This window comes from Rhodococcus sp. KRD175 (assembly GCF_017168275.1).
Classification (GTDB): domain Bacteria; phylum Actinomycetota; class Actinomycetes; order Mycobacteriales; family Mycobacteriaceae; genus Rhodococcoides; species Rhodococcoides fascians.
This window is the reverse complement of the sequence record NZ_JABFAQ010000005.1, coordinates 1-20,038: the sequence shown is the minus strand read 5'-3', so window position 1 is coordinate 20,038 and position 20,038 is coordinate 1. Positions and strand designations below refer to the sequence as shown.

Sequence of the window (20,038 nt, the reverse complement as noted above, 5' to 3'; positions counted from 1 at the left end):
AGCCGACGAGGGCACTGTGGGTCGAATGAGTTCCGACAGTCTGGTTCTACTCGGCCCGATCGTTCGTTATGTCGGCACCGAGACCGCGACCCTGTGGTTCGAGATGGCGCACCCGTGCACCGTCACCGTCGTCACCGATGTCGGCGTCCGAGCATCGGAACGAACGTGGGGAGTGCACGGTCACCACTTCGCGCTCGTTCCACTCGAGGGCCTGCCCGCCAACGCGCCGGTGAGCTACGAGGTGTTCGTCGACGAGCACAGGGTGTGGCCGGAGGACGGCAAGCGAGCCAGCATCCACACCGTGGACGCAGCGGGGCCGGTCACGCTTGCGTTCGGGTCGTGTCGGCGCGGCGACGATTACAGCGCGAAGTCTCTGAAGACGATCGGTGCCGATGCACTCGCCGGGCTCGGATCTGCCCTCATCGAGCAGGATCCGGGCCAGTGGCCCCAGGCCCTGTTGCTTCTGGGTGACCAGGTGTACGCCGACGACCCGTCGCCCGAGATAGTCGAACGACTGCAGGCGCGACGGGAGTCGGGAGAGGGACCGACCAGTGCCATCGGCACCGACGCGGAGAACGAGATCTGCGACTTCGAGGAGTACTCGTGGCTGTACCGGGAATCGTGGGGACTCGAGCCGGTGCGGACGCTGTTGGCGAGCATCCCGTCGTGCATGATTCTCGACGATCACGATCTGCGCGACGACTGGAATTCGTCGGCCTCCTGGCGTCGTGACATCGAGACCCGGCCGTGGTGGAACGACCGCGTGATCGGGGCGTACTCGTCGTACTGGGTGTATCAACATCTGGGCAATCTCTCGCCGAAAGAACTGGCGGGGGACGAGATGTACGCCGCCGTTCGCTCCGCCGAGACCGATGCGGATCGCGAGAAACTGTTGGCCGACTTCGCGTTACGTGTCGATCGAGCCCCCGAGACCGGCCGGTGGAGCTTCTATCGAGATTTCGGCGACACCCGTCTGATCATGATCGACTCACGCTGCTCACGAAATCTCGACCCCGACAACCGCGAAATGGTCGACGAGAAGGAATGGGCGTGGGTCCGCGAGCGCGCACTCGAGACGACGCCCCGACACCTGCTGTTCGGATCGTCACTGCCGTACCTGATGCTGCCGGCACTGCATCATCTAGAACAGTGGAACGAGGCTGTGGCACAGGGGAGTTGGGGGCCGAGGTCGGCCAAGGTGGCCGAAAAGATGCGAATCGGACTCGACCTCGAGCACTGGGCCGCATTCACCAACTCGTTCAACGACATGGCAGCCCTGACGCGTGAGCTCTCGCGCGGTGACGACAAGCCCGCGTCGATCATGTGGCTCTCGGGAGACGTGCACTGCTCGTACGTCGCGAACGCCGACTTCGGTGTCGGCGGGCGCGACGTGCCTGCGACGTATCAGCTGACGATGTCTCCGTTCCGCAATCCGCTGAATCTGCCGATCCGCGCGGTCAACAAACTTGCCGTCAAACGCCCGGCGGCGAGGATCCTGTCGAAGCTCGCGCGGGCCGCCCACGTGGGCCCGTCGGGTGTCGAGTGGCAGGCCGAGGCGGGCCCGTGGTTCGACAACGGGGTCATGCTGCTGACCCTGCACGGCGACTCGGCGCGACTGCAGGTCCACCATGCCCACGTCGACGACGCCGGGAAGCAGGTCCTGACACGAACGTCCAGCCTGGCGCTCGCCTAGAGCAGGCATCCCCGCCATGCTCGGGTGAAAACGATTGGCCATCGAGGGGCTGATGGGGTTGGCTGGTTCGTTGTGGCCCATCTCGAACTCAACGACATCGTGTACTTCCTGCCCGACGGACGGCAGCTGCTCAACGGCGTCGGCTTCCGGGTGGGCGACGGTGCCAAGACCGCACTGATCGGGCCCAACGGAACCGGTAAGACGACGTTGACGCGCATCGTGGCGGGCGACGAGGCTCCCGACGAGGGCGCGGTGTCGAGCTCCGGTTCGCTCGGGGTGATGCGGCAGTTCGTCGGGCAACTGCGAGACGACTCGACGGTGCGTGACCTGTTGCTGTCGGTCGCGTCCCCAGCCGTGCGGTCCGCAGCTGCTGCGCTCGACGCCGCCGAGAACACGATGATCGAGGTCGACGACGAGAAGACCCAGATGAAGTACGCGCAGGCCCTGTCCGATTGGGGCGACGTGGGCGGCTACGACCTGGAACCGTTCTGGGACAAGGTGACCACGGCTGCGCTCGGTATGCCGTTCGATCGCGCGAAGTGGCGCGCCGCCTCGACGCTCAGTGGCGGTGAGCAGAAGCGGCTCGTGCTCGAGTCGTTGTTCGCCGGCACCGACGATCTGCTGCTGCTCGACGAGCCGGACAACTACCTCGACGTGCCCGGCAAACGTTGGCTCGAAGCGACCATTCGCGACTCCGACAAATCCGTCCTGTTCATCAGCCACGACCGGGAGCTCATCGCCAACGCTGCCAACCGGATCGTGACCCTGGAGCCGGGGGTGAGCGGGGCCACCGCGTGGGTGCACGGCGGTGGGTTCGCGACGTATCACGCAGCGCGGGAAGACCGGAACGCGCGACTCGACGAACTGCGCAGGCGGTGGGACGAGGAATTGGTCAAACTGCGCGCGCTGGTGTTGCGTCTGCGCGAGAAGGCGAAGTTCAACGACGGCGTCGCCGCCCGCTACCACGCATCGCAGACGCGACTGGCCAAATTCGAGGAGGCCGGACCGCCCGAGGCCGTGCCGCTCAAGCAGCACGTCACCGTCCGGTTGCGCGGTGGTCGAACGGCCAAGCGTGCGCTCGTGTGCACGGCCCTGGAACTGACCGGCCTGATGAAACCGTTCGACACCGAGATCTGGTACGGCGATCGCGTGGCGGTATTGGGTTCCAACGGCTCGGGCAAATCGCACTTTCTGCGTCTGCTCGCCAACGGCGGCACCGATCCCGAGAAGGAGCACGAGCCGGTCCAGGAACTCGCACTCGCGCCCGTTCCGCACACCGGGACAGCGGTACTCGGGGCCCGGGTACGGCCCGGTCTGTTCGCGCAGACGCACACGCGTCCGGATCTTGCCGGCAACACGCTGCTCGAGATCCTTCACATGGGCAACGAGCACCGGGACGGCATGGGCCGTGAGGCTGCCGGCCGAGCGTTGGACCGATACGGTCTGGCCCGCGCGGCCGAACAGTCCTACGACAATCTGTCGGGCGGGCAGCAGGCACGTGTGCAAATTCTTCTGCTCGAGCTCTCCGGTGCCACGCTGCTGCTGCTCGACGAGCCGACCGACAACCTCGACCTGATGTCGGCCGATGCGCTCGAAGACGCCATCGCGGCATTCGAGGGCACCGTGATCGCGGTGACACACGACCGGTGGTTCGCCCGCAGTTTCGATCGATTCCTGGTGTTCGGTGCCACCGGGCAGGTTTACGAAGCGGCCGAGCCCGTATGGGACGAGAAGCGAGTCCAGCGCGCGCGGTAGCGTTTCCTCTCGTGAACGCGACTGACTCTCCCTATCTGGTCGGCCTGAATCTCGAGGGGCGGCGCGTCGTCGTGGTCGGTGGCGGCACCGTCGCACAGCGTCGACTACCGCTGTTGATCTCGTCCGGAGCAGTGGTCCACGTGGTCACCCGCGAGGCCACTCCGGCCGTGGAGGCAATGGCGACGGCATTGCAGGTGACGCTCGAACTGCGCGATTACCGCCACGGCGATCTGGCCGACGCCTGGTACGCCATCGCCTGCACCGACGAGGCCGAGACCAATACCGCCATTGTTGCGGAAGCGACCGCGTCCAAGATTTTCTGTGTCCGTGCCGACATCGCCAAGGACGGCACAGCCGTCACTCCGGCGTCGGCCGAATGGGACGGCCTCACGCTGGGAGTGCTGGCAGGCGGCGAACATCGCAGATCGGCCGCCGTGCGCAATGCCGTCGTCGAAGCGCTGCAGTCCGGCGTCGTGGCCGACTCGGCGCACGCGCCGCTGACCGGTGTCGCGCTCGTGGGCGGCGGGCCGGGCGACCCGGATCTGATCACCGTCCGGGGCCGCAGACTCCTGGCATACGCGGACGTCGTGGTGGCCGATCGGCTGGCTCCACCCGAGTTGCTCGCCGAACTCGGACCACACGTCGAGGTCATAGACGCTTCGAAGATTCCGTACGGCCGGGCGATGGCGCAGGAAGCCATCAACCAGGCGCTGATCGACGGTGCCAAGGCCGGCAAGTTCGTGGTTCGGCTCAAGGGCGGTGACCCGTACGTCTTCGGTCGCGGTTACGAGGAACTCGAAGCGCTGGCCGCCGAGGGCATTCCGGTCACGGTGGTACCGGGCATCACCAGCGCGATCTCGGTTCCGTCCTCGGCCGGAATCCCGGTGACGCATCGCGCCGTCACCCACGAATTCGTCGTCGTGAGCGGTCACGTGGCCCCCGATCATCCCGATTCTCTGGTCGACTGGGACGCGTTGGCCAAGCTCAAGGGCACAATCGTGTTGCTGATGGCCGTCGAGCGCATCGGGCTGTTCGCCGATGTACTCGTGGCGGGCGGCCGCCCGTCGGACACCCCCGTCATCGTCGTTCAGGAGGGCACCATGCGCACCCAACGTGAAGTTCGGGCCACGTTGAGCACCGTCGCCGACGCGGTCCGCGAGGCCGAGATCAGGCCGCCGGCGATCGTCGTCATCGGCACTGTGGCCGGGTTCTCTGTACACGCCGGTAACGTGAACGCTCGTGCCTGAGTCATCGATGTCCAACACCTCCGCCACCGAGATCAAATACCCGGTGACGACCCGAGCGTTCGGGATGGCGATCATCGTCCTGAGCGGGCTGCAACTGATGGTGGTTCTCGACGGCACCGTCGCCAACCTGGCCTTGGCTCCGCTGCAGGCCGATCTGGGTCTGTCCGACGCCGGGCGCAACTGGGTGTTGACCTCCTACGCGCTGGCATTCGGTGGGCTGATGTTGCTCGGCGGCAGGCTCGGCGACGCCTTCGGGCGAAAGAAGATGTTCCTCGCCGGCGTCGTCCTGTTCACGATCGCCTCGTTGCTGTGCGGACTGGCAGTCAACGAAGCCACGCTCGTTGCGGCGAGGGCACTGCAAGGGGTCGGTGCCGCGGTGGCGTCGCCCACGGCATTCGCGCTGGTGGCCACGACGTTCGCTCCGGGCCCGGTGCGAAATCAGGCCATCGCCATCTACGCCGCCATGACCGGTGTCGGGTCCATTGCCGGGCTCATCATCGGCGGCGCTCTGACCGAGGTGTCGTGGCGCTGGATCTTCCTGATCAACGTACCGATCGGCATCGTCATCGTCGTGCTCGCCGTCGTGTCGCTGCAGGAGACCGTCGGGGCGAAGCTCGCCCTGGACGTGCCGGGCGCGATCCTGGCGACCCTGGGCTGCACGGGTGTGGTCCTCGCGCTGAGCGAGGGTACCGAGCTGGGCTGGTCGAGCCCGATCGTCATCGTGTCGTTGATCGCCGGACTGCTGTTCCTCGGATTGTTCCTGTTGGTCGAGCGACGGGCCGAGAACCCGCTGCTGCCGTTCTCGTTGTTCGTCAGTCGCGATCGAGTGGCGACTTTCGTCGCGATCTTCTTCGCCGGCGGGGTCATGTTCTGTCTCGCTGCATATGTGGCGTTGTTCGTGCAGGACATTCTGGGCTACAGCCCGCTGCATGCCGGCCTGGCTTTCGTGCCGTTCGCCTTCGGTCTCGGTGCCGCGGCGTTCCTCGCGTCGCAACTGGTGACTCGGATCGCTCCGCGCTGGCTGATTCTCTGTGGTGCGGTCATCATGGTCGGCTGGCTGCTGGTGTCCGTGACGACGATGGACGCGGATTCGGCGTACTTCCCAGGGTTGTTCTTCCCGGTGATCGGGATCGGCTTCGGCGTCGGTCTGACGGTCGTTCCGCTGCCGCTGTGCGCCATCGCGGGCGTGAGCCCCACCGAAATCGGTCCGCTGACGGCAATCTCACTGGTCGCCCAGACCCTCGGCGGTCCTCTGGCGCTGGCCGTCATCGGGGCCCTGGTCACGTCGCGGACACTGTCCCTCGGCGGCATATCCGGGCCGGCGACTCTGATGAACGACAGTCAGCTCGACGCACTGAGCTCCGGGTACATGTTCGCGCTGTTCTGCTGCGCGGTCTGCGCCGTGATCGCCGGCATCGCCGCACTGTTCATCCGTTTCACCCCGCAGCAGGTGGCCCAGGCGCAGGCCGCGCAGGAAGACGCCCAGAAGGGCTGACGAGCGGGGCCGATCAGACTCCCAGTACGGCCTTGGCGATGAGGAAGTAGACGATCAGGCCGGTCGCATCGCAGAAGGTCGAGATGAAGGGCGTCGAGAACACCGCGGGGTCGACGCCGATCTTCTTGGCGATCAGCGGCATCGCACCGCCGACCGTCGCGGCGAGCGTGCATATCGACAGCAGCGTCGTGCCGATGACCAGGCCCAGGTGCCAGTCGTAGACGAGTCCGGCGATGACGAACCCCAACGTCCCGAGCATCGCTCCCATCGTCGCGCCGACGCGGACCTCGCGAAACAGCACAGCGGCGATGTCGCGCGGGCGGACGTCACCCAGGGCGAGCGCGCGGGTCACCGTGGTCGCGGCCTGCGAACCGGTGTTCCCGCCCGTGCCGGTGAGCAGGGGAATGAACAGCGCGAGGGTCACCACCGCGGCCAGTGCATGCTCGAAGATCTCGAGCACCTGCACGGTGAGGATGGCCGACAACGCCAACACGAGCAGCCAGACCACGCGCGAACGAACGATGGACAGGACCGGCGTCGACAGGTACGGCCGACGCAGCGGTTCTGCACCGCCCGCCCTGGCGGCGTCCTCGTCCTCGGCCTCCTCGAGAATGCGAGAGGACTGCTCGAGGGTGAGGATGCCGATCAGGCGCTGTTCGGAATCGACCACCACCACCGCCGGACTGCGATGCTCGAAACACAGACGTGCCGCGACCTCCGCCGACGAGTCCGCCCGCACCACCGGATGCGACGAATGGAGCTCTCCGACCGGCGTGGTCGATTCCGCCGTCGCGAGATCGGCGAGCGTCACCACACCGAGCAACGTGCGACGGTCGTCGGTGATGGGCAGCAGGTACACCGATTCTGCGTCGGGACCGGTCCGTCGCACCGCGTCGAGAGCCTCGGCTGCCGTCGTGTCGCTGCGTAGGCGCACGTACTCGGGACTCATTCGACGGCCTACCGAACCGCGGTCGTAGCCCAGCATCGGTGCGGTGAGCGCCCGTTGGGCCGGCGACAGGCCGAGCATCATGCGATGCGCGATGTTGGAGGGCAGCTCGTCGAGCAGTTCCACTCGGTCGTCGGGGTCGAGGTTCTCGAACAGGGCGATGACGTCGTCGCTACGCAAACTTTCGAACAGCTCGCTGCGAATGGTCGCGTCGAAGCGCTCGAACACGACCACGGCGTCGTCCTTGGGCAACAGCCGAAACAGAACCGCCCGTTGCGCCGAGTCGACCCGTTCGAGCATTCTGACCGCGTTCGTCGTGGACAGACCCGCCATCAGGGTCGACAACGCGGCCACGTCGCGCTCGGCCAGTAGTTCCGATGTCCTGGTCACGATGTCGTCGAGAGTCTCGGGCACCGGTCCATTTTGCCTTGCGAGCGGTCATCGACCGACAGCGGTCGCTACTCCGGAACGACGTCCCAGTGCTCGACGATGCCGCCGTCGAACCGGAAGATGTCTCCCGCGACGAAGGGGTCGGATTCTGCTGCGCCCGGCGCTTTCGCGAACGTCCACACCAGATCGCCGTCGGCCAGCGAGACGACCGATTCCGAGGCAGGGAACTGCGCGCCGCCGGCGAAGAACTGTTGCAGTGCCGCGGTGCCGTTGCCCGCAATCGGATTGTGTTGCAGGTAGGACGGGGCGAAGTCGGTCGCGAGCACGGACGCGTCGTGTTCGCGGAAGAGCGCGTCGTAGGTAGCCGTCACCGACATGCGTCGGCGCTCTTCCTCGTCCTCGGTCGGCTCGGTGGGCGCGGTCGGGTAGCGGTAGAGGTCACTGAACATGGTGTTGCCGCTCATCGACGTGGCCGGCACGGATTGCGTCATGGCCCAGTGCTCGGTGACCTTGCCGCCGTCGAAGGCGAAGAGGTCGATGTTCGCTTCACCGGTGGTCTCGGATGCCGGATCAGCGGTGGCCTGCCAGTGCACTGCCACCCATCTGCCATCGGCCGCGACATGCTTGACGACGGCTCGTGCACCGGGAATCCGTGTCCGGGTGGCCTCGAATCGGGCGACGATCGCGTCGGGCCCCACCGCTGGTCCAGATCGATCGACGGCGTTCTCCGCCACGACCGACGCGGCGGCGGCGGGTTCTTCGGCCGTGAATGCAGGTTCGAAGAGCGTCAGCGCTGCTTCTTCGTTGCGTGGTTCGGTGACGCTGTCGGAGCGGTCGTCGGGCGACTGCGCGGCTACGGAGACGTCGTTCGGCTCCGGGGTGGAGGGCGACGTACCGCACGCCGCGATGGCGGACAGTGCGACCAGAACGGGCACGGTGAGTCGAGAAGCTGCGCGTGTTCGGTTCATGTCTGCTCAACTGACTTGAAGCTACAACAGTTCCCGAATCGGTCGACGAACCTCGTGGAATGTTTCAGCGGGACAGATCGGCTCGGTCGGCCGCGGCTCGTCCCGAGTCCCATCCCTCGGCATCGAGGCGCGGGCCGCGCATCGGCTTGGCGGTGGGAAAGAGGCGGTCGAACTCCGCTTCCACGGCAACGGTCTGTGCCGCGAGAATTGGCAGCAGGTCGCCCGATTCCTGTCTCGCCTCGTCGAGGGCATGCGCGTCGGCATCGGTGAGACGATCTCCGATGCGGATGGCGTAGGCGTAGAGGAACGCCTTGCCGAATGCGGCCGAGCCGGCCTTCTTTCGCTTCTTGGCTTCCGGGGAGTGGCCGAGAGCTCGGGTTGCCTGCACCAGCAACGAGGTGAAGACGAGCTCGGCCTGTTCCACGTCCACCGGCGCGCCCACGAGCGTCGCAACGGCGTACTCCGCGTCCCAGATCGTCTTGACCCGGTTGGCAGTACCGGCGACGTGCAAGAGCTGGGCTTTGGCGGGTGCGTGCGGACCGTCGATGTGCACCCGTCGACCGCGAACGTCGAGATGACCCTCGGCCAACAGCAGCGTGTCGATCGAGTATCGCGTCATCAACTCCTGCGCCTTGGCGGTCAGCGTCTCGGCTTCCTCCGCGAAATCGGTGGCATCGGCCTTGGCCAGCAGACCGCGAATCTTGGCCAGCATCTTGCTGTTCGGTGAATCCGCGCCGGTGGTCGTCGGCACCGACGAGCGTGTGCGGGGCCACTGCGAAGGCTTGGCACCCAGTTGCGGCCAACGGGGGAGGGTTTGCCACTGGCCGAGCAGCGTGAGAACGTCGAGCCACTGATCACTTGCGGCGATGTAGTCGGACTTGCCGGACGCCACGAGGTACGCCGTGAGGAAGTCGGGAGTGGCGTCGACTCGGGCTGCCACCGTCGGGAACTGTTCGCAGATCGCCGACATCTGATCGACCCAATCGTGCGGGGCGCGGGAGTCCGCTTCGATGAGATCGGCATGGTGCAGCAGTGCCGCGGCAGCGAGATTCGTCACCGCCACCGTGTGCTGACGCCGGACCACATGCATCAGATCCAGTGGTTGCCAACCGTTCTCGTACAGCGTGCCGATCATGTTGGTCAGTGCCAGCGTGCCGAGTTCGTTCGCTTGCATCGAGACCAATCGGTCGGCGATGTCGTCGGCGATGCGTTGACTCTTGTTCTTGCCGACCGACGCGTCGGCTCCCTGTCTGAGCAGTTCCGGAACGGCGCTCATTCGGTGAGCACGATCAGTTCGGTGTCCGACGCCACTTCGACTCGAAGACCCGCCTTCGACGCCACGCGCGCAACAGCTTTCACATCTTTGGGCTCGGCCGTGGTCAGGGTCAGCGCGCGGGCGAGCAATCCCTTGTGATGCTTGTTGAAGTGGCTCACCACCGACCGACTGCCGTCGGGCTTCTCGGTGAGCACCGTTGCCGTGATCGCCCCGGGGATGGGCCCGAGCTGTTGATAGGTGCCGGACCGGAGGTCGACGACGATTCCCTCGGCCTCGGTGAGAAGGGCCTCGGACAGTCGAGGCTTCCAGTGCGCTCGCAACGTCCCGAAGTTCGGAATGGACGACCCGCCGGAGAGTCGATAGGACGGAATCGGGTCGGACGCGCGAACGGCCCCGAACAGTGCCGACCCGATCCACAGCCTGGCATCCGCACGCGCGCGTCCGGCACGGGTGAAGGTCGACGCCCCGAGAGCGTCGTACAGCACTCCTGTGTACCGGCGCAGGGCGGGAGTGGTGGGCGAGGCGAACAGGCGAGCGTTCCGTTCGATCTCGTCCACCTGGGTCGGACCGAGACCGAGAGCGGTGATGGACGCGTCGACGTCGTCGGAGAGCCGGACCAGGGCGTCGGCAAGCGTTCTGCGGAGCGGAAGCAGGGACGGCAACGACAACCGGTCCAGATCGAGAGGTGCTCCGGAACCGCCGTCGGACTTCGTCTCGGAGGGAGGCAGCAGAATCAGCACGGGGGTCAAGGCTACTCACTTCGCGGCCGCCTACCCGCAGGCGCTGCACCACCGACTAGTCTGACAACCCGTGATCACCCGTCTTTCGCAGCTGTTCCTTCGTACCCTTCGCGACGACCCGGCCGACGCCGAGGTCGACAGCCACAAGCTGTTGGTTCGCGCCGGCTACGTTCGTCGTATCGCGCCGGGCGTCTATTCGTGGCTGCCGCTGGGTCTCCGAGTGCTGCGACAGGTCGAACGCGTCGTGCGCGAGGAAATGAACGCCATCGGGGCGCAGGAAATTTCGTTGCCCGCCCTGCTGCCGCGTGAGCCGTACGAGACGACGAACCGGTGGACCGAATACGGGGACGCATTGTTCCGGTTGCAGGATCGCAAGGGCAACGACATGCTGCTCGGTCCGACCCACGAAGAGTTGTTCGCGTTGACGGTCAAGGCCGAATACAACTCCTACAAGGACCTGCCGGTCACGCTGTACCAAATTCAGACCAAGTATCGCGACGAAGAGCGTCCTCGCGCCGGGATTCTGCGCGGACGCGAGTTCGTCATGAAGGATTCCTACTCCTTCGATATGGACGAGGACGGACTGAAGCGGTCCTACGCCGCACACCGCGACGCCTACCAGCGCATCTTCGCCAGGCTCGGGGTCAGCTACGTCATCGTCGCCGCGACGTCCGGCGCGATGGGCGGAAGTGCGTCCGAGGAATTCCTGGCCGAGAGCGACATCGGCGAGGACACCTACGTTCGGTGCATCGAATCGGGATACGCGGCCAACGTCGAGGCCGTCACGACCCCGGCACCGGACCCCATCGCCATCGAGGGGCAGCCTGCCGCGGTCGACTACGAGACGGGCAACACTCCCACCATCGCGACGCTGGTCGAGTGGGCGAACGGCGCAGATCTGGGTCGTACCGTCACCGGTGCCGACACGCTCAAGAACATCCTGCTCAAGGTGCGGTCCGCCGGTGGCGAGTGGGAGCTGCTGGCCATCGGCCTGCCCGGTGACCGTGAGGTGGACGAGAAGCGCCTCGAAGCATCGCTCGAGCCTGCCGAATTCGCATTGCTGACCGACGCGGACTTTGCTGCTCACCCGTTCCTGATCAAGGGATACATCGGGCCACGTGCGCTGCAGGCCAACGGAGTTCGCTACCTCGTCGACCCCCGGGTGGTGAACGGAACATCGTGGATCACCGGTGCCGATGTGCAGGGCAAGCACGTGGTGAACCTCGTGGCCGGCCGCGACTTCGTTCCCGACGGCACCATCGAGGCCGCCGAGGTGCGTGACGGGGACATGTCACCCGACGGACAGGGGCCGCTGGTCAGCGCTCGCGGAATCGAGATCGGGCACATCTTCCAGTTGGGCTACAAGTACACCGATGCATTCTCGGTCGACGTACTCGGCGAGACCGGCAAGCCCGTGCGACTCGTACAGGGTTCCTACGGCGTCGGTGTCTCCCGTCTGGTGGCCGTCATCGCCGAGCAGATGCACGACGACAAGGGCCTTCGGTGGCCGTCGGAGGTAGCACCCGCCGACGTACATCTGGTGATCGCGAACAAGGACGAGGCCGCGCGCGCCGGCGCAGAATCCATTGCGACGCAACTCGATTCGCTGGGCATCGAGGTTCTCTTCGACGACCGTAAGGCCTCGCCCGGCGTGAAGTTCAAGGACTCCGAACTGATCGGCGTTCCGCTCGTCGTCGTCCTCGGCCGCGGTTGGGCCGATGGCAAGGTCGAAATCCGGGATCGATTCTCGGGTGAGAGCCGTGAACTCGACATCGATTCCGCGGTCGACGAGATCGTCGCCGCGGTGCGCGCCACCACGTAACAGCCCGTCCCGATCTCTCCACGCTCGATCTCCCCACGCGCCGGTCTACTCGCTGGTAGCTTCGGGTCACACGACTAGGAGAGGTCACACCGTGGCTCAGTTTGCGCTGTTCGATCCGACAACTTTCGATCCCGCCGAGCTCGACGAGGAGTCTCGTCGTCAGCTCCGCGCACTGATCGATTGGTTCGAGGATCGCGGTAAGGCCAGGCTGCTCGCCGACGATCTCGAGGGAGTCTGGCCCGCCGACTTCCTCGAGTTCGTCGCAGCCCAGAAACTGTTCGCCACGTTCTCGACGCCGGCCGAGTATGCGAACGGGTTGCCCAACGCTCGTTGGGACGCTGCCCGCAACGCCGCTCTGAGCGAAATTCTCGGGTTTTACGGCTTGGCCTACTGGTACACCTGGCAGGTCACGGTGCTCGGCCTCGGCCCGATCTGGATGAGCGACAACGACGACGCCAAGCGCCGCGCAGCGCGTGAGCTCGACCGCGGCGGCGTCATGGCATTCGGCCTGTCCGAGCGCGCACACGGTGCCGATGTGTACTCCACGGACATGCTGTTGACCCCCTCCGCCGACGACGACCTCGAGTTCACCGCGTCGGGGGAGAAGTACTACATCGGTAACGGCAACGTGGCGGGGATGGTGTCGGTGTTCGGTAGACGCACCGACATCGACGGGCCGGAGTCGTACGTCTTCTTCGTCGCCGACAGCTCGCATCCCGCGTATCGGTTGCGCGAGAGCGTCGTTCACGGCCAGATGTACGTCAGTACCTTCTCGCTCGAGAATTATCCCGTTCGTCGCGAGGACATTCTGCATACCGGACCCGACGCGTTCTCGGCTGCATTGAACACCGTCAACGTCGGCAAGTTCAACCTCTGCACCGGCTCGATCGGCATCTGCGAGCACGCGTTCTACGAGGCGATCACACACGCCAACAATCGGATTCTGTACGGCAACCGTGTCACCGAATTCCCCCATGTGCGCAGTGCATTCGTCGATGCCTACTCGCGGCTGACCGCCATGAAGCTGTTCAGTGCGCGTGCGCTGGACTACTTCCGCGCTGCGGGTCCCGGCGACCGGCGCTACCTGTTGTTCAACCCCATGACCAAGGCCAAGGTGACGTCCGAGGGCGAGACGGTGGTCCGCTTGCTGCACGACGTGATCGCCGCCAAGGGGTACGAGAAGAACACCTACTTCCGTGAAGCCGCGCAACTGATCGGAACACTGCCGAAACTCGAGGGAACGGTGCATGTCAACGTCGCCTTGATGCTCAAGTTCATGCCGGCATACATGTTCTCGCCCACCGCTCAGGCGGAGGTCACCAGGTTCACCGACGCCGTCGACGACGGATTCTTCTTCGCCCAAGGCCCCGCTCGCGGCGCGAGTTCGGTTCGGTTCCACGATTGGAACCCGGTGTATCGCAAGCATTCCGGTGTTCCCAACGTGGGTCGTTTCTACGAGCAGGCCCAGGCGTTCGCGTCGTTCCTCGCCGAGTGCGCCCCCGACGAGTCGCAGCAACAGGACCTCGACTTCCTGCTCGTGGTGGGGCATCTGTTCTCACTCGTCGTCTACGGCCACCTGATCCTCGAACAGGCCGACGAGATCTCCACCGACATGCTGGACCAGATCTTCGACTTCCAGATCAGGGACTTCTCCGGCTACGCCGTCGCGCTGTACGGAAAGCCGTCGTCGACCGATGCGCAGCAGAAATGGGCGCTGGACGCCGTACGCAAGCCGGTGGTGGACGCAGTAAGATTCGAGACGGTCTGGAACGACGTCGTCACGTACGACGGTCGGTACGAGATGCGTCCCTAGGCGTCACAGCTGTCCGGAATCGGCTGGGACGAGCTTGGTTCCGAACGCGCACATCGTCATCTCGTGCAGCCCCTCGCTGTCCTCCGGATGCTCCGGTGCCTGCATCGACAACAAGACGTTGAGCAGCATTCCGTGTGCGATGAACTGCCGAGCCTGATCTTCCGAACACCCGGTACCGCTGCGGATCTGGTTGTAGATCGCGCCCATTCCTTCTCGTGCCTGGCGGCCGATCTCGGGTACCGACCCTGCACCGAACCCGTGCATCATGACCATCAAGAGGTCGCGATCGGCCACCAGATCGGCGTAGGCACCGCCCAGGTCGGCCCAGGTCTCGTCGTCCGCTGGGTCCAGAGGCCCCGAAGCGAGCACTGCGTCGAACGCCGTCATGATCCCGTCGATGGAGCGTTGGAAGACCAGCCGAAACAACTCGACTTTGGTCCCGAACATCCGAACCACATACGGCTGCGAGACGCCCGCTTCCTTCGCCACCGCATCGGTGCTCGTCCCAGCAAAGCCCCCGCGTGCGAACGCTCGTGTCGCGGCGTCGAGGACGAGTTCTCGACGGTCGGCCGCGTCCATTCGGGTTGCTCGGGGCTTGGGCGTGGGAGTGTCGGACATGTTGACAGGTTATCAGTCGATAACTTACGGTCGCATCATAAGTAATCATTCGATGCTTACAAACTCGAGACGGGACGTTCGCCATGACCGCTACAGCCTCTCCGCCTGCAGTGCACCCCGCCGCTCGGTCTATTCCGGTGTGGCTGGGAATCGTCGCCGCATCCCTGCCCATGTTCATGGCGACCCTCGACAATCTGGTGATGACCAGCGCGCTGCCGGTGGTTCAGCAGGATCTGAATGCGTCGGTCGGACAGCTGCAGTGGTTCCTCAACGCCTACACACTGAGCTTCGCGACATTCATGCTCACTGCAGCAACCTTGGGCGATCGCTGGGGCAGGCGCGCGGCGTTCCTCGGCGGGATAGCGCTGTTCACCGCGGCCTCCGTGGCCAGCGCGCTCGCCACGAGTCCGGCAATGCTCATCGCCGCGCGGGCGATACAGGGCCTCGGTGCCGCGGCGATCATGCCGCTGTCACTGACTCTGCTCGCAGCTGTCGTCCCGATTGCCAAGCGCGCCATGGCAATCGGAATCTGGGGCGGTGTCTCGGGCCTCGGTGTCGCACTCGGGCCTGTCGTCGGTGGTGCGGTCGTCGACGGTATTTCCTGGCAGGCGATCTTCTGGATCAACGTCCCGGTGGCGCTCGTCGCGGTACCGCTGGCGTACATCGCCCTGACCGAGTCGACCGGACGCAGGCAACCTCTCGATCTACTGGGTGTGGTGCTCGCGGGCGGCGGGGTGTTCTTGCTCGTGTGGGCGGTGGTCCACGGCAACGACGACGGATGGGCATCGACCACCGTGCTCGCGAGCTTCGTCGGCTCTGCGGTGCTTCTCCTCGCGTTCGTCTCCCGAGCATGGCGAACCCCGTTCTCGGTACTGCCGTTGACGCTCTTCCGATCACGCAGTTTCACGCTGGCGAACATCATCGGAATCACGTTCTCGCTCGGCATGTTCGGGGCCGTGTTCCTGCTTGCTCAGTACCTGCAGATAGTGATGCACTACAGCCCGTTCGAGGCGGGCCTGCGCACATTGCCCTGGACCGCCGCGCCTATGGTGGTCGCACCCATTGCGGGTCTCGTGGCCGATCGAGTCGGCCTGCGCGGCTTGTTGGTGTCCGGACTGGCGTTGCAGTCGCTGTCACTGGTGTGGATGGCACTGATCCTCGGACCCGACACCGCCTACCTGTCGATGGTGCCCGCGCTGTTGATGGCCGGAGTCGGCATGGGGTTGACCTTCGCGCCCTCGGCGACCGCAGTGTTGCGAGACATGGACGACGACGATCACGCCACGGCGAGCAGTGCGAACTCCACTGTGCGGGAGGTGGGAATTGCGCTCGGAATCGCCGTCCTGACGGCGGTGTTCATCGGAAACGGAGGATCACTCACCCCCGCTGGATACACCGACGCGTTGGCACCCGCTCTACTCGTAGGCGCAGGGGCGGTGGCGATCGGATTGGTTGCGGCACTGTTCATGCCGGGTCGTTCCGCCGGTCCGGCGGACGACGTGGTCACGGCTGACCGGGAAAAGCCGTCGACGACGGTGTGGCGCCGAGGATCTGCTGCCATGTGGCCAGTCTGATCGCGGCCTCGGTCAGTGCCTGGACGCCCATCTCGCGAGTGCCGCCGGATCGACTGCGCTCGACGGCCGAGCGCCACGCCACGCTCGTGTCGATCTCTGCCTGAACAGCGAGCTGCACAGCCGAGATCGCATCGGTCACCGGAAACGGAGACGCGTATGCCGGATCGGGCAGGGGCGCTGTGACGCTGGCCGCGCGGAGTGCGTCGATGGTCGAGTCTCGACGCGCTCGGTGTGCCGCGGTGCACGCGGCCACCATGTCTGCTCGGGTCGGGTTGGAGAACGCCGCGACGATCCCGTACGCGAAGACGGCTGCGTACTCGGCGACGAGTGCATCGACGAGCCCCTGTTGTTCGGGTCCGAGATCGCTCATGCGAGTACCACCTGAGCGAACACCGTGCACGAGGCACTGATCGACCCGAGAAGGCCGGCGCGATAACCGCTTTCGTCGCGGGCGGCGGTCGCCGCACTGCGTGCCGAGGCGGTCAGCGCATCGCGCACCGCGCCGAGATCGGGTGGCGGCGCGGACTGGGCCGCGCTCGTGGTCGTCGTGGCAGTCGCCGACGAGGTGTCGGTGGTCGCTCCGGTAGCCCGGGCGATCTCGGTCTCGAGTGCATCCGCATGTTCGGTCCGCTGGGCCGCGACCACGCCGAGAGCTCCTGCGTAATCGGGAGCGACCGTTGCCGCCGAAGACGCAGCCGCGGCGTCGGAGCGAGCGGAGCGCAACTGTGCCGTCAGAGAATCGAGTGCGGGACCGGAGATTTCCTCCGCGCCGCAAGCCGTGACGGTCGACGCCGTGGCCGCTGTGAGTACGGCGGCACCGGCGAGCCGGAACAACCCACGTCTGTTCAACGAGAGAGGGGCGGTCGGCGTGGGCACCCCGATATCGTGCCAGACCCTCGACCGTGTCGGACCCTCGAGGCGACACGCGCCGTGCCCGTGTGTCGCCTCGGCCGTGCGTGGTCGCGAGCACCACCTGCGGGGCGGTAGTCTGTTGGTTCACCAAACGCGGACCGGCGCACCTGTGCCGCATTGCCGACAACTACACACGAGGAGTTCGCGACATGCCTGTTCCGTCCCAGGAAAGGGTTGTCGAACTGCTCGGCGACCTGGTTCGAGATCGGGGCTACGACCTCGAGGACGTGAACGTGGTCGCTGCCGGTAAGCACAGTGCCGTGCGCATCATGGTCGACCGTGAAGACGGCGTCGACCTCGACGCGCTGCCGGAGTTGAGCCGGGTGATCTCCGATGTGTTCGACGGCGTGACCGATTTCGGCGAAGCGCCGTACACCCTCGAGGTCACCACTCCCGGAATCGATCGCCCGTTGACACAACCACGGCATTGGCGTCGCGCGCGTGGTCGCAAGGTGCGGATCGAACTCGCCGACGGCAAGGTCGAGGGCCGCGTCGGACTTCTCGACGGTGACTCGGTTGCCCTCGTGATCAAGGACAAGGCAGTTCTCTCGACACGATCGATCGCGCTGGCCGATGTCGTGAAAGCTGTTGTGCAGGTAGAATTTTCGCGGCCGACCGCAGAAGAGATGGATCTTGCGGGCGGCGTGGTGGGCGGTAGGCCGTCACCCGCGAACACCGACGAAATCGTGAATGTGGAAGCACCGGAAGAAGGGTCGGACAAGTGAATATCGATATTGCAGCTCTGCGCGCCATCGAGGCGGACAAGGGCGTTCCGATCGAGATGGTGATCTCGACGATCCAGACCGCGCTGTTGACCGCCTACCGGCACACCGAGGGGCACCAGTCCAACGCGCGAATCGACGTCGATCGCAAGACCGGTTCCGTCCGGGTGATGGCCAAGGAGTTCGACGCCGAGGGCAATCTGATCTCCGAGTGGGACGACACGCCGGAAGGCTTCGGCCGGATCGCTGCCACCACCGCTCGTCAGGTGATTCTGCAGCGTTTGCGCGATGCGGAGCACGAGCGCTCCTTCGGGGAGTACTCGACCCACGAGGGTGAAATCGTCAACGGCGTCATTCAGCGCGATACGCGCGCCAACGCCAAGGGCACCGTCATCGTCCGGATCGGCAGCGAGGCGAACGGGGCCGACGGCCTGCTTCCGCCCGCCGAGCAGGTTCCGGGGGAGACGTACGAGCACAGTGAGCGCATCAAGTGCTACGTCGTCGGAGTCGCGCGGGGCAACCGCGGCCCGCAGATCACGCTCTCGCGCACACACCCCAATCTGGTGCGCAAGTTGTTCGCGCTCGAGGTGCCCGAGATCGCCGACGGTTCGGTCGACATCGTGGCGGTAGCGCGTGAATCGGGGCACCGCTCGAAGATCGCGGTCGCGTCGACGGTCTCGGGCCTGAACGCCAAGGGTGCATGTATCGGGCCGATGGGGCAGCGCGTGCGGAATGTGATGAGCGAACTGGCCGGCGAGAAGATCGACATCATCGACTTCGACGAGGACCCGGCGACGTTCGTCGGGAATGCACTGTCGCCGTCGAAGGTTGTGTCTGTGACCGTGGTGGACGCAGCCGCTCGCGCGGCGCGAGTGGTGGTCCCGGAGTACCAGTTGTCGCTGGCGATCGGCAAGGAAGGGCAGAACGCTCGACTTGCCGCTCGATTGACCGGTTGGCGTATCGACATCCGCAGTGACGCGGCGGCACCCGAGACGACCAGCGCCTAGGGCCGGAATGCGGAGATCGAGGCAATACAGCGGTAGAGTGGTCGATGGTTCGGTAACGACCTCTCCGCTCGGAGACGTGAACGCGAGAATCCGGTTGTGACAAGCCGGCCGATTCGTACATGTGTCGGGTGCAGGGAGCGAGTGCCGGCCGCCGATCTGTTGAGGATCGTGGTTCGAGAAGCTGGTTCGTACGAATTCGCTCTCGTCCCCGACATCCGGCATTCGATGTCCGGTCGTGGTGCTTGGTTGCACTACAACCGAGAATGCCTGCACAATGCGGAACGTCGCCGAGTCTTCGGCCGCGCGTTTCGGATATCGGGAAATGTGGAATCGTCCGCAGTATCGGACGTGCTCGACGAGCACGAACGGCTGCACGGCGAGAACACGACAAGAGCAACACCCGTCGACAAGAACAGGCAACAGCACTGATGAGCACACCGTGAAGCACCAACGATGAACGTCCATCGGAGATAACCCGAGGTCGTGCGGGCACCAAGCCTCGCTCGGCCTCTCAGTGAGGAGAGCAGTGGCAGGCAAGGCCCGCGTGCACGAGTTGGCAAAAGAACTCGGTGTCACCAGTAAGGAACTACTCGCACGGCTCAAAGAGCAAGGCGAGTTCGTCAAGTCCGCATCATCCACAGTCGAAGCCCCCGTGGCTCGTCGACTTCGTGAATCCTTCCCGTCCGCAAACGCGGACGCGCCGGCGTCCGGTGCAGCAGCACCCAACGGTCGCGCAGCAGCAGATCGTGCGTCGGATTCCGCCGCGAAGCCCGGCGCAGCAAAGCCGAGTGGACCTCGTCCCGGACCCAAGCCGGCATCCCGCCCGGCCGAGCCCGAGGCCCCCGCTGCACAGGCACCCGCAGCGCAAGCTCCGGCAGCACAGTCGCCCGCTGAGGTAGCTCCCGCTGCCCCGTCGGCACCGGCCGCTGCGCCCACGCCGGCACCGGCTGCGCCCACCCCTCGTCCGGCAGCACCCGCTGCTCCGGTCGAGCAGGCACCTGCCGCGTCGGCCGAGGCAACAGCGTCGGCTCCGGCCGCCCCCAAGCCCGCTGGTCCTGGC

18 protein-coding genes are annotated in these 20,038 nt (G+C 65.6%); 11 read left to right on the top strand and 7 right to left on the bottom strand.

Annotation, left to right across the window (positions count from 1 at the left end):
• The first annotated feature begins 25 nt into the window (after positions 1 to 25).
• From J1M81_RS08210 to J1M81_RS08195, 4 genes are all read left to right on the top strand, one after another.
• A complete protein-coding gene (locus J1M81_RS08210; protein WP_027496731.1) occupies positions 26 to 1,693 on the top strand; it encodes an alkaline phosphatase D family protein in 1,668 nt (555 codons plus the stop codon).
• Positions 1,694 to 1,765: 72 nt separating this feature from the next.
• Positions 1,766 to 3,448 (top strand): ATP-binding cassette domain-containing protein, encoded by a 1,683-nt coding sequence (locus tag J1M81_RS08205; protein ID WP_032366426.1) that lies wholly within the window; start codon positions 1,766 to 1,768, stop codon positions 3,446 to 3,448.
• 11 nt (positions 3,449 to 3,459) lie between these two features.
• Positions 3,460 to 4,695 carry a uroporphyrinogen-III C-methyltransferase gene (cobA, locus tag J1M81_RS08200; RefSeq protein ID WP_371831401.1) on the top strand — a complete coding sequence of 412 codons (1,236 nt, stop codon included), beginning with the start codon at positions 3,460 to 3,462 and terminating at the stop codon, positions 4,693 to 4,695.
• A 7-nt stretch (positions 4,696 to 4,702) separates the two neighbouring features.
• Positions 4,703 to 6,190, top strand: coding sequence for an MFS transporter (locus J1M81_RS08195; protein WP_032366427.1), 1,488 nt, complete (start codon positions 4,703 to 4,705; stop codon positions 6,188 to 6,190).
• Positions 6,191 to 6,203: 13 nt separating this feature from the next.
• On the opposite strand, the gene mgtE is transcribed toward J1M81_RS08195, so the two are convergent.
• The 4 genes from mgtE to yaaA form a co-directional block, all read right to left on the bottom strand.
• The gene (gene mgtE / locus J1M81_RS08190; RefSeq protein WP_052061550.1) at positions 6,204 to 7,550 is read right to left on the bottom strand and encodes a magnesium transporter; all 1,347 of its coding nucleotides are present in this window, start codon (positions 7,548 to 7,550) and stop codon (positions 6,204 to 6,206) included.
• A gap of 44 nt (positions 7,551 to 7,594) precedes the next feature.
• Positions 7,595 to 8,494, bottom strand: a complete 900-nt coding sequence (locus J1M81_RS08185; protein WP_206497912.1) for a nuclear transport factor 2 family protein — start codon at positions 8,492 to 8,494, stop codon at positions 7,595 to 7,597.
• Between the two features lie 64 nt (positions 8,495 to 8,558).
• On the bottom strand, positions 8,559 to 9,770 hold the full coding sequence (locus tag J1M81_RS08180) for a DUF2786 domain-containing protein (RefSeq protein ID WP_032372609.1): 1,212 nt from the start codon (positions 9,768 to 9,770) through the stop codon (positions 8,559 to 8,561).
• Entirely contained in the window at positions 9,767 to 10,510 is a 744-nt protein-coding gene (gene yaaA, locus J1M81_RS08175) for a peroxide stress protein YaaA (RefSeq protein WP_027496738.1), read from the bottom strand. Before yaaA ends, J1M81_RS08180 begins: the two co-directional genes overlap by 4 nt.
• 70 nt (positions 10,511 to 10,580) lie before the next feature.
• On the opposite strand from yaaA, the gene J1M81_RS08170 reads away from it, so the two are divergent.
• Complete coding sequence (locus tag J1M81_RS08170) at positions 10,581 to 12,332, top strand: proline--tRNA ligase (protein WP_032372608.1); 1,752 nt, start codon at positions 10,581 to 10,583, stop codon at positions 12,330 to 12,332.
• 91 nt (positions 12,333 to 12,423) lie between these two features.
• Entirely contained in the window at positions 12,424 to 14,145 is a 1,722-nt protein-coding gene (locus J1M81_RS08165; protein WP_206497911.1) for an acyl-CoA dehydrogenase family protein, read from the top strand.
• 3 nt (positions 14,146 to 14,148) lie between these two features.
• Here the strand turns inward: J1M81_RS08165 and J1M81_RS08160 are convergent, their stop codons facing one another.
• Positions 14,149 to 14,763: a TetR/AcrR family transcriptional regulator gene (locus J1M81_RS08160; protein WP_032370810.1), complete on the bottom strand. Its 615-nt coding sequence runs from the start codon at positions 14,761 to 14,763 to the stop codon at positions 14,149 to 14,151.
• A gap of 83 nt (positions 14,764 to 14,846) precedes the next feature.
• Here J1M81_RS08160 and J1M81_RS08155 point away from each other — a divergent pair, with 83 nt between their 5' ends.
• The gene (locus J1M81_RS08155; protein WP_206497910.1) at positions 14,847 to 16,337 is read left to right on the top strand and encodes an MFS transporter; all 1,491 of its coding nucleotides are present in this window, start codon (positions 14,847 to 14,849) and stop codon (positions 16,335 to 16,337) included.
• On the opposite strand, the gene J1M81_RS08150 is transcribed toward J1M81_RS08155, so the two are convergent.
• Together J1M81_RS08150 and J1M81_RS08145 are read right to left on the bottom strand one after the other, a co-directional pair.
• A complete protein-coding gene (locus J1M81_RS08150) occupies positions 16,267 to 16,707 on the bottom strand; it encodes a ferritin-like domain-containing protein (protein WP_032372605.1) in 441 nt (146 codons plus the stop codon). The genes J1M81_RS08155 and J1M81_RS08150 overlap by 71 nt on opposite strands.
• Positions 16,704 to 17,213, bottom strand: a complete 510-nt coding sequence (locus J1M81_RS08145; protein ID WP_027496743.1) for a hypothetical protein — start codon at positions 17,211 to 17,213, stop codon at positions 16,704 to 16,706. The genes J1M81_RS08150 and J1M81_RS08145 overlap by 4 nt, the downstream gene beginning before the upstream one ends.
• Before the next feature lie 185 nt (positions 17,214 to 17,398).
• Here J1M81_RS08145 and rimP point away from each other — a divergent pair, with 185 nt between their 5' ends.
• From rimP to J1M81_RS08125, 4 genes are all read left to right on the top strand, one after another.
• Complete coding sequence (gene rimP / locus J1M81_RS08140) at positions 17,399 to 17,974, top strand: ribosome maturation factor RimP (protein WP_032372838.1); 576 nt, start codon at positions 17,399 to 17,401, stop codon at positions 17,972 to 17,974.
• The gene (nusA, locus tag J1M81_RS08135; protein WP_032372604.1) at positions 17,971 to 18,978 is read left to right on the top strand and encodes a transcription termination factor NusA; all 1,008 of its coding nucleotides are present in this window, start codon (positions 17,971 to 17,973) and stop codon (positions 18,976 to 18,978) included. Before rimP ends, nusA begins: the two co-directional genes overlap by 4 nt.
• A 96-nt stretch (positions 18,979 to 19,074) precedes the next feature.
• Positions 19,075 to 19,407 (top strand): YlxR family protein, encoded by a 333-nt coding sequence (locus J1M81_RS08130; RefSeq protein ID WP_052053323.1) that lies wholly within the window; start codon positions 19,075 to 19,077, stop codon positions 19,405 to 19,407.
• A 97-nt stretch (positions 19,408 to 19,504) separates the two neighbouring features.
• The coding region (locus J1M81_RS08125; protein ID WP_206497909.1) for a translation initiation factor IF-2 N-terminal domain-containing protein at positions 19,505 to 20,038 on the top strand (534 nt) is incomplete at its 3' end.